We start from the raw sequence: 10285 nt of genomic DNA, 5'->3' as shown, positions 1-10285 counted from the left end.
CAGTACCGTAATTGGCCCGTATTGAGAGAATACACCAAAGGCCATTGGGATCATGGCGCCGAAAAAGCCCCATATATTAGGCACAAAGATAAAGACTAAAACAGATGGCAAGAAGATAAGATTGCCTAAGCGAACTGTTTTAAGGAAACCTAATTTATCTGATAACGCCCCACCCATATAGGTAAGAACAGCGCCCATTGCAAAGTACATCGTTAAAGCTAAACTCGATGCACTGGCTTCTCCGTTAATAACAGTAATGTATAAAATAGGTATAAAGATGGATAGTACAGAGAATAAAATAGATCGAGAAGCAATGACAAAGAATAATTTGCCAAAGCTAACCCAATCGTTAGTGCCACTATTAGTAGATTTAGCAGAGCTTTTACTTTCACCAATAGCATCGGTATCTGTAGAGCTAGTAAAGGCATACACATACAGCAACACGCCAATCAATGCAATTGCCGTGAACAACCAAAGGAATTGACCGCCAAAGACGTACACACCACCAGCAAGGAGTGGGCCCAGTGCAAAACCAGCGCTGCCCCCAACCGCAAATCGTCCCATGGCATTACCAAGTTCATTGGATTGCGTGCGGTTCACGAGAAGAGCCGCCTCAGGATGGAATAGTGCCGCCCCAATCCCTGCAATGAGCGATAGAGCTAATATCATTTCATAGCTCGTTGCCAGTGCAATGGCGCTGATAGAGACTAATGTTACGGTAAAACCTACAGGAATGAACCACGGCACGCGCCACCGATCCGCCACATAGCCCAAGATAGGCTGCGCCACGGAAGCCACTACGGTGTTACAGAAAATAATGGATGCCGATTGATAGTAATTAAGGCCAAAATTAGCGATAAAGAACGGTATGAGCGCCGCTAGCGAACCTTGTCCAAAGTCATTAATACAATGAAAAATAGGCGGTCCGTACTTTCGTATGATACGTTTCATATAACCTCCTAATACAATAGCTAATTTTCCCTAAGATACAGAGATGCTTACTAGGAAACTAGCTCGTAATTATCCGTAAAATAGCGGAAATAACAGGTTGCTTTCAAAATAAAAAGGTAGATATAGCCAACAGCCTAATGTATGTGCTATAGGCTTGTTGGTCTATACCTACCCTAGTCTTTCATATGTTATATGGGAAGTACCCTACAATTATAGGCCAAAGCGAGCCATGATTGTATCAACATGTTTTAACAATTTATGAGGATCGAAGCATGCATCGATTTCTTCAGCAGTCATATATTTCTTGATGTTTTCATCAGATTTAAGACCTGTTGCGAAATCTTTGCCTTCAAGCCAGCGTTCCATAGCGTATTTTTGAACCCAACGGTATGCTTCGTCACGTACTGCACCTTTGTCTACAAGGTGAGTCAAAATTGTTTGGCTGAATACAAGGCCGCCTGTAAGGTTGAGGTTTTTAAGCATTGTTTCAGGATATACCAACAATTTATCGATAGTGCGGATTGTAAGGTGAAGCATGTAATTCAATGCAATTGTTGCATCTGGCAAGATTACGCGTTCTACAGAGCTGTGGGAAATATCGCGTTCATGCCACAAAGCTTGGTCTTCGTAAGCAGATTGAGCGTAGCCACGAAGCAAGCGAGCCATACCGCAAATTCTTTCACATGTAATAGGATTACGTTTATGAGGCATTGCGGAGGAACCCTTTTGTTTAGGGCTGAAGTATTCTTCTGCTTCGCGCACTTCAGTACGTTGCAAGTGACGGATTTCCAAAGCGATTTTATCCAATGTGCCGCCTACAACAGCAATAGTGGACAACAATTCAGCATGACGGTCACGTTGTACGACTTGAGTAGCGATTTTAACCGGTTCAAGACCTAATTTTTCGCATACGTATTGTTCTACGAATGGATCGATGTTGGAATATGTACCAACGGCGCCGGATAATTTACCAACAGCAACGCTTTTACGAGCATGTTCCATGCGTTCGATGTCGCGTTCTACCTCAGCCATCCACAATGCTAATTTCAAGCCAAATGTAGTTGGTTCGCCGTGAATACCATGTGTACGGCCGATCATAGGTGTGTATTTGAACTCAGCTGCGCGACGACGCAATACTTCGTGCAAGCGTTTCAAATCTTCAATCAAGATGTCGCAAGCTTGTTTCATCATGTAACCAAGCGCTGTATCTTTAACGTCAGTAGATGTAAGGCCAAGGTGGATATATTTAGCCGCTTCAGGACCTACGTATTCGCCTACTGCTGTTACGAAGGAAATGATATCGTGGTTTGTTTCCTTTTCGATTTCATGAATGCGTTCAACGTCGAAATTGCCCTTTTCGCGAATGGCTTTAGCCGCTTCTTTAGGGATAACGCCCAACTCAGCTTGTGCCTCGGATGCCAATGTTTCTACCAATAACATTGTGTCGAACTCGTTGCGTTCGCTCCAAATATGGCCCATTTCTTCTCGTGTATAACGTGGTATCATGATGTCTCCTTTGCATGATAAAAGCTAGATTTCTTATACAATAATTGTACCATATGTGAAAGCTCCATTCAATGAATGGACCTAAATTTTCCGAATGATAATTATATTAAATTTACTAATCGTTCGTATTTATGGATGAAAGCCTCTATATTAAGACCTCTATTTTAATTTTATATAATATAAGACCTCATAGTATATCCCGCTATTTTGCCTCTATGTAATATATACCTAGTTTCTTAACAGTCGATTCCACATAAGACTTTTTTTCAATTCGTATACTTCTATACCTTCATCGATACGCTGAATTCGTTTAATCATTCTTGGATGAGTAATAAATAAACGGCTAAAAAATCCCGTACTTTCACAATCATATAATTCACCATTCTCAAGCATGCCAATTTGGTCAGTCGCTAAACCCAATGAAACGAGGCCATCCCGCAATTCTCGGCCTAAACCAATTGATACAGCGTACGCATCAGCAGCATACTCACGACGACGGCTATCAAAATAATAGGTTATCCACTTTGGTAACTGTAATATATATTCCACCGCTGTAATCATAATAACTATAGCTAATTGAATAATGCGAACTACAATATTAACAATAGGTATAATCGCCAGTATATTCAATGCGAAGTTAAGCAATATTACAAGATTCAAAATCAATTGCCCGAGTCGATCCATGGCATAGGTTATAGTTAAGTAAATGGTGTCGCGATGACGCAAATGACCTAGCTCATGCGCCAAAACGCCTACCAATTGATCCTCACTTAATGCTCGTAAGGCACCTGTATGTATCGTAATATGATTGATTCCCGAAGCAAAGGCATTGATATCCTCATCATTACGCATACGCACAGTTAGTGAATCACGTTTTACCTCACTATAGGCACATAATTTTTCAAATATTGGTTCAAGATAGGCCGATTCTTCTGCACTTGGTTTTCTTTCACCTTGCATCGCATGAGCAATCCAACTAAAAGGCGGCAAAAATAATCCTATAGCCACTATAATAGGCAATGCAACGGCTATAACGATATACACCTCTAACTTATCCGCTAATTGTAGTGGTTTCATAAGCCACGCCCAAGAAAAAGGATATACGTATTGAACTGCGGACTCTAAAATCGGGAAGAAGATAAATACAATAATAACGTTAACAATATAGGTAAGAATAACTTGAATCATACTCTCTCTCTTTATGCACTCATATTCTATGATAACTATACGTTACATCTCATATAGCTACACATTTATTTTCTAAATTATTACATTAGTAAACCTCATATAACTATGGAGTTATACCTTATATAGTAATATAACAATAAATAAATTTACTAATACTGTATCATAGCTGTACATTGTGATATATAATAAACATACAGACTAAATCTACTATGAAAAATAGGGAGGCTTTCATGGCAAATTTAAATCGCAAAGAGCGTCGTGCGCAGCGCAATGAATCGAATACTATAGGCATGCTATTGCGCCTATTCTTTGGACTCAGCTTTATCGGCTTGGCTGTAGTTCTATTTGGAGAGTTTGATCTCAATTATGTGTTCTCTATCTTTACAGCAGATATTATCGTATCCTTAATTTATGTAATACTCAACAAATCTCGCATTACTACATCCTTAGCGGTTAACACCAATGTACGCGTTATCATCGCATTCCTCATCATGCTAGTAACAATGTTCTTCTACGCCTTTGCGTTATGGCGTGTCGATCAATTTAGTGCACCTATGCAAGTTACATTATTTATCGGCGGTGCTATCGTATACCTTGCGGTATTCAACTCTACCAAAACGATGCTTACAAACCAGGATTAATAGGATACAGTTTTTCCGTATTAATTATATTCCCATAATAATCTGGTAACCATAAATAACAGGCTACAAATAACTAATACTGCAAAAGTAAAAGAGGCATATCTTACATACATAGTATGTGATATGCCTCTTTATTGTCCCATAACGACAGGGATTGTTAAGGTTTGTATACGTCCAGAGTTGTTGACGATGCTGCCACTGGTTTTAACAATGCGCAACGCCTCTTCCATTACATCAGGCGGCACACCGTCCACCACGATGCGCGGTGTATTCGGAGCAACGATGACATGGCCATCTTCTCCAAAGTTCACCTTCACCGTAACAGTACCTGTCACGGAAGTTCTCGCGCCTTGTTCTTGGACACGACGAAGATAGGCGCTTGGATTAATAGCAGGTTGTCGTAATAATTCTTGCTGGCCTGGTGTTAACAAGCTCCATGCAAGATCTGATAGGAATGATAAGTCAGCTGATTCCGTACGACCATCACCATTGGCATTAGGGTCAGATGTAACATCCTTCCCCATAGGTGCCTCTTTCGGTTTTGATTGTTTATCATGCATTACAACCGCTTGCTCTACGCCAGCCGCTTCAGATTCGATGGCCTTAGGTATAGCCCATTCTCGTCGCTGCTCTTGTGTACTAGCATTTGTATCTAATGTTTTAGTTCGTTCACTTTCATCAGGCGTCACGGACTCCACCATAGGTTGTGACTGAGATTTAGGCTTTGGTTCTGTACGTTCTGGCACAGCCTCTGCAGGTGCTACCTTCTCCTCCGGTTGTGGAGTCGGTTCTGCTACCTCTGCGCTACTTTCACTATCATCAGGCAAATCAAAGCTAATTTCAGCCGCATCATGAGCTGCCCCAGTGCCCGCCATACCTCGCAAGGAAAGACCCATCCCCGATACGAGTATCGTCGTAATGCCTAAGGACACGATGAACGGTTTCAAATAATGCGATTCAAACATAGAATCACTTCCGTTCCGTTGCGACACTAATATATTTAGCGCCATTAACCTTGAGCATATCTAACAGAGCGATAACCTCGCTGTAGTATACATCCTTAGATGCGCGGATAACAAAGGCTTGTCGCGGTGCTTGTTTAACAATAGACCGTACCTCTTCCGCCAAGCGTTCCGAAGAAATCTCTTGATTATCAATATATAACGTATGCGTTGTAGTTAAGGTAATCGTAATAGGCTCGATAGATTTTGCCGTGGATGTCGATGCAGATGGCAAATTTAGAGGAATTTGCTGCTCTGTATTCATGTACAGCGTGCCCACCATGAAAAATACTAGTAAGAAGAATACGATATCAATCATAGGGATAATCATGATTGTCGGTTCTTTTTTAACCCCTAATGTGCGTCGTCTCATATATCATGTTCCTCGTTGTACGCATCGAGGATATTACCACACTCATGCTCTAATGTAGTAATAGAATCGTTGACCTTTGCCGCACAGTAACTGTGAAAGCCTAGTGCAATGATGGCTACGGTCAAGCCTGTCGCCGTTGCTACCAACGCTTCAGATACACCACCTGTAATGATGGTAGGCGCCCCAATATCGCCACCAACTACAGCAAAGGCGCGAATCATGCCAAGCACGGTACCCAATAGGCCCAATAGTGGAGCCATTGTTACGATCATGCTAAGCCAGCTTAAACCGCGTTTCAAGCGTTCATCTGCATAGGATACGATATCTTGCAAACGATTTTCCAAGCTATTGTAGTTCTTCGCACTGCGAATGGCACGAGCAAACAAGGAGCCTAGCTCCAATGTGTCACGTTCCAACACGCTCGGCAACATAACCCAGCTTTGGTTCTTTTCTAATACCTTATTAAAGCGACGCAAGTCCTTCGTAAACTTGCGATATAAAACGATACGCTCAATGCCAATCATCAACGCAAAGAGCAAAAAAATTACTAGCGGATACATTACAAATCCACCAGCTACAAATAAATGCGCTATGCTACTCATACTAACCTCCAAAAGCCGTTACCCTCTAGGCCCCATTAGAGTTAATTATATCACGTTTTAAGGCATCTAAAAATATGTATGGGACAAAAAAAGGCTATACTAATAGTGATATACCTATTAGTATAGCCTTTAATGTAATCTTAATTTAACTATAATCCCGATTTAATTTGACCTAGGAGGTTTGTAATCTCTTACATCCTATTAATCTTTTTTAAGGAATTTCACAAGTATGCCACCGATTGTTAAGGACACGCCAAAACCAGTAAAGAACATACCTAGGGAATACATCCATGCATAGGTTTGATTATTAGAAGAAATCGCTTTAGCTGCGTCTCGTGCATTAGTAGCGTTTCTTGCAATTTCCAAATTTGTTGTAGCTGGATCTGGATTTAATAATAGGATAACAATACCTATAATTAGAACAACTACACCAACGGGTAATAACATTTTCTTGCTCATTTAAATGTTCCTCTCCTAACATTACATAACATGGTATATACGATTAGATATTATTTATCAAGTTTATTCATATCCAAGCGATTTACACTGCCAATAAAGCTATTGTAGGATTCAATCATATCATTGTAATGATCAGCTGTTTGGTCACCTAAGAATGTACGAATTCTACCAATAGTTGTATTTAAATGATTTTTAGCAGAGTTATAGTCCGGACTAGTAATGCTGCTGGATACATCCATGATACCTTGCAACTCTTGGTTCGCCGCATTTACATCGATTTGCCTGCCTTCTTCAAAGCTATCCAATAATGCAGTTAAACGTAAATGAACTTCTTGGGCAGCAGCTGCATTTTTCTTACCAGAATCCTTAAGTTCTTTCAACTGTTCTTGTTGATTTTCCGTATTATGTTTGTGAATTACAGCATCTAACTGATTATATGCTGCATAGAATTGATCATATAGTTGAACGTATTTAGGTCCTAATTGTTGTTCCTTAGCATAATTATCTGCTTGATATGAATTAGTTTGGTAGTACGTATCCAATTCATTTGCTACTGGTACAATGTCCTTTAATACGGCTAATACGTTATCAAGAGGTTCCTTCATATCATCATATGGTATACCCGCATCTTTAGCGGCTTGTAATTTTTGTTGTAAGCTATCAAACTTTGGTGCCATAAAGCTTGATAAATGTTGACCCTCTCTTAGTTTTTGAATGGAAGGATTAATAGCATATCCGAAGCTTACAGTGCCACTGTTGAAATTACCAACTGCTTCTATATACTGATTAAACACTTGAATGTCTTTTTGCGATGCCTTTTGAGCGCCTTGCTGCACCCCATTGGCAATCTTAGAAAAACTACAACCACTCAAAAATAATGGAGCTGTTAGAGTAGATGCACACAATACGGCTGTTAACATTTTCTTTACTAGTGGTTTCATAATGAACCTCTCTTTTTAATCACACACACAAGTAACAGTTTATGATTAAATTATATATCATATATGTTATTTACGAAAGTATCAACCGTATTTTTTATGAAATTTGTTTCATGAATATGCTTTCACAAGCACATAAAAAGGCATAGTATACATCTCCATTGGGGTAAACCCAATAGTAATGTTTATACTATGCCTTTTCTGGATACATCTTATATGTCTAAATCAGTATGATAGCTAATCGGAGTGTCTTAATAGATAAGTTATGCCAGCTTATCAAATAGGTATGTAGCTATCTACTTATTTAATGGACTTATCGAAAACGCCAATTAATTCTTCAACGGCTTGAGATTCGCTCATTTCACCGTCTAAGACAGCAGCTTCCACTTCGCCCATGCGACCTTGAATGACGACATTATTAAAGAATAGGTTGTGCAAGTGTTCGTCAATCATATCGCGTACCCAACGGAGGGATTGTTCTTGACGGCGTTTTAAGAAGACCCCATTTTCTTTACCTTGTTCAGTAAATTCTTGGATTACATCCCACAATTCATCGAGGCCATCCTTTGTAACGGCTGAGCAAGTGTAGGCTTGGGTTTTCCATTTTTCCGTAGCAGGACGAATGTAATGCAACATCCGATCGTAATCGCTACGAGCGATGAGAGCGCGCTTGAGGTTATCCCCATCAGCCTTGTTAACCACAATAGCATCGGCCAGCTCCATAACGCCTTTCTTGATGCCTTGTAATTCATCGCCTGCACCAGTTAATACGATGAGCATAAAGAAGTCTACCATAGAGCGCACGGTAACTTCACTTTGCCCAACCCCAACGGTTTCGACGAGAATAATATCGTACCCAGCAGCCTCGCAAAGTAGCATGGTCTCTCTACTTTTACGAGCTACACCACCTAGTGTTCCACCTGCTGGCGACGGACGAATGTACGCGTCAGGATGTTTCGTCAATGTTTCCATCCGCGTTTTATCGCCCAAAATACTGCCCTTTGTGACTTGGCTCGTAGGGTCTACAGCAAGTACGGCTACCTTGTAACCTGCTTCAATGAGCATATTGCCAAAGGCTTCAATAAATGTACTTTTACCGGCCCCAGGCACACCAGTAATACCGATGCGCAACGCCTTGCCCGTACGAGGCAATATAGCTTGCAATACTTGTTGAGCTAATTTAAAGTGTTCCTTATTATTACTTTCTACTAACGTAATAGCCCGTGAAAGTATAACGCGGTCCCCCTGCTCGATACCGCGTACATAATCAGCGACAGTTAACTTCTTTCGCCGCTGTACGGGACGTACCGACGGAGCCAGATGAGCGGAGCTAGACAAGAGGCCGTCATGCATTTCCTTGACGCCTTTCATTACATGACACGCGAAGGTATCATCCTTTTTCGCATCTTCCGGCACCCAATCGGGACGATAGGTACTACCCTCGGCATTTGCATTTTTTACACCTAATTCAGGGGCCCTTCCTTCACCAGTGGTGAAGGTAGCATTCTGAGTCGTATGCAATGCGTCCGGGGTAGGCCGTTTGTTATCAGTCATTAGACTCGTCTTGAACGTGACTAGTCAATGTTTCTAGCAATTTCTTAGCCGCTACAGGCAAGACTGTACCAGGGCCAAAGATAGCCACTGCGCCATGTTCGCGTAGGAACTCATAGTCCTGAGCAGGGATTACGCCACCAATGGCAACCAAAATATCTCCACGACCGCGTTTTTTGAGCTCTTCCACAAGTTGAGGTAACAATGTTTTGTGACCTGCTGCAAGAGAACTGAACCCGACGATGTGAACGTCATTATCCACCGCATCTTGCGCTGTTTCTTCTGGAGTTTGGAACAAAGGTCCGATATCCACGTCAAAGCCCATATCCGCGAAGGATGTAGCGATAACTTTGGCACCGCGGTCATGACCGTCTTGGCCCATCTTCGCAATCATGATACGAGGGCGACGACCTTCGAGTTCTTCGAAGTCATCTGCCATTTGACGTACTTCTTTAATGACATCGTCATCTTCATATTCGCTGGAGTATACACCGGAAATAGAGCGAATAACCGCTTTATGACGACCGCAAACCTTTTCAACAGCAAAGGAAATTTCACCCAAGGATGCACGAGCACGAGCAGCTTCAAGGGCAAGAGCAAGCAAGTTGCCTTCCCCAGATTCTGTAGCATTGGTAATCGCTTCGAGACAGGATTGAACCTTATCTTCGTCACGGTTAGCACGCAATTGTTCGAGGCGACGAATTTGCGCTTCTCGTACAGCCGTATTATCTACGTCGAGGATATCCAATGGATCTTCTTTATCTAGACGATATTTATTGATACCAATAATCGCTTCACGGCCAGAATCGATACGAGCTTGGCGACGAGCTGCCGCTTCTTCGATACGCATCTTAGGAAGACCAGTATCAATCGCTTTCGCCATACCACCAAGGGATTCGATTTCTTGGATATGACCCCAAGCACGGCGAATCAATTCATCAGTCAATGCTTCTACATAGTAGGAACCGCCCCATGGGTCGATAACCTTACATACTTTAGTTTCGTCTTGAATGTAAAGCTGAGTATTACGCATTCCTTTTACAAGTCCATCAACAGGCATTACCAGTTCTGGGAG

At 41.5% G+C, this 10285-nt stretch carries 11 protein-coding genes; 1 reads left to right on the top strand and 10 read right to left on the bottom strand.

The window, feature by feature from the left end; genetic code table 11:
• From Q7P05_RS00190 to Q7P05_RS00180, 3 genes are all read right to left on the bottom strand, one after another.
• Nucleotides 1–951, bottom strand: a 951-nt coding sequence (locus tag Q7P05_RS00190) for an MFS transporter (protein WP_303929967.1), incomplete at its 3' end; no start/stop codon positions are given.
• 210 nt (nt 952–1161) lie between these two features.
• Nucleotides 1162–2457: an adenylosuccinate lyase gene (gene purB / locus Q7P05_RS00185; RefSeq protein ID WP_005385009.1), complete on the bottom strand. Its 1296-nt coding sequence runs from the start codon at nt 2455–2457 to the stop codon at nt 1162–1164.
• Between the two features lie 228 nt (nt 2458–2685).
• Entirely contained in the window at nt 2686–3645 is a 960-nt protein-coding gene (locus Q7P05_RS00180) for a M48 family metalloprotease (RefSeq protein WP_295868291.1), read from the bottom strand.
• Nucleotides 3646–3875: 230 nt separating this feature from the next.
• On the opposite strand from Q7P05_RS00180, the gene Q7P05_RS00175 reads away from it, so the two are divergent.
• Complete coding sequence (locus Q7P05_RS00175) at nt 3876–4286, top strand: CAAX protease (RefSeq protein ID WP_295199357.1); 411 nt, start codon at nt 3876–3878, stop codon at nt 4284–4286.
• A 131-nt stretch (nt 4287–4417) separates the two neighbouring features.
• On the opposite strand, the gene Q7P05_RS00170 is transcribed toward Q7P05_RS00175, so the two are convergent.
• The 7 genes from Q7P05_RS00170 to Q7P05_RS00140 form a co-directional block, all read right to left on the bottom strand.
• Nucleotides 4418–5251, bottom strand: coding sequence for a hypothetical protein (locus tag Q7P05_RS00170; RefSeq protein WP_303929966.1), 834 nt, complete (start codon nt 5249–5251; stop codon nt 4418–4420).
• A 4-nt stretch (nt 5252–5255) separates the two neighbouring features.
• Nucleotides 5256–5660: a biopolymer transporter ExbD gene (locus Q7P05_RS00165; RefSeq protein WP_005385002.1), complete on the bottom strand. Its 405-nt coding sequence runs from the start codon at nt 5658–5660 to the stop codon at nt 5256–5258.
• Entirely contained in the window at nt 5657–6262 is a 606-nt protein-coding gene (locus Q7P05_RS00160; RefSeq protein WP_295199361.1) for a MotA/TolQ/ExbB proton channel family protein, read from the bottom strand. Before Q7P05_RS00160 ends, Q7P05_RS00165 begins: the two co-directional genes overlap by 4 nt.
• A 201-nt stretch (nt 6263–6463) precedes the next feature.
• Entirely contained in the window at nt 6464–6721 is a 258-nt protein-coding gene (locus tag Q7P05_RS00155) for a hypothetical protein (protein ID WP_105089925.1), read from the bottom strand.
• A gap of 50 nt (nt 6722–6771) precedes the next feature.
• Nucleotides 6772–7662, bottom strand: a complete 891-nt coding sequence (locus Q7P05_RS00150) for a DUF3829 domain-containing protein (RefSeq protein ID WP_303929965.1) — start codon at nt 7660–7662, stop codon at nt 6772–6774.
• Between the two features lie 297 nt (nt 7663–7959).
• A complete protein-coding gene (gene meaB / locus Q7P05_RS00145; RefSeq protein WP_303929964.1) occupies nt 7960–9213 on the bottom strand; it encodes a methylmalonyl Co-A mutase-associated GTPase MeaB in 1254 nt (417 codons plus the stop codon).
• Nucleotides 9206–10285, bottom strand: a 1080-nt coding sequence (locus Q7P05_RS00140; protein WP_303929963.1) for a methylmalonyl-CoA mutase family protein, incomplete at its 5' end; no start/stop codon positions are given. The genes meaB and Q7P05_RS00140, both read right to left, overlap by 8 nt.

This window comes from Veillonella dispar (assembly GCF_937975875.1).
GTDB classification, from domain to species: domain Bacteria; phylum Bacillota; class Negativicutes; order Veillonellales; family Veillonellaceae; genus Veillonella; species Veillonella dispar_B.
Note: the sequence above shows the minus strand (reverse complement) of the source record. Positions and strands in the feature narration are given on the sequence as shown.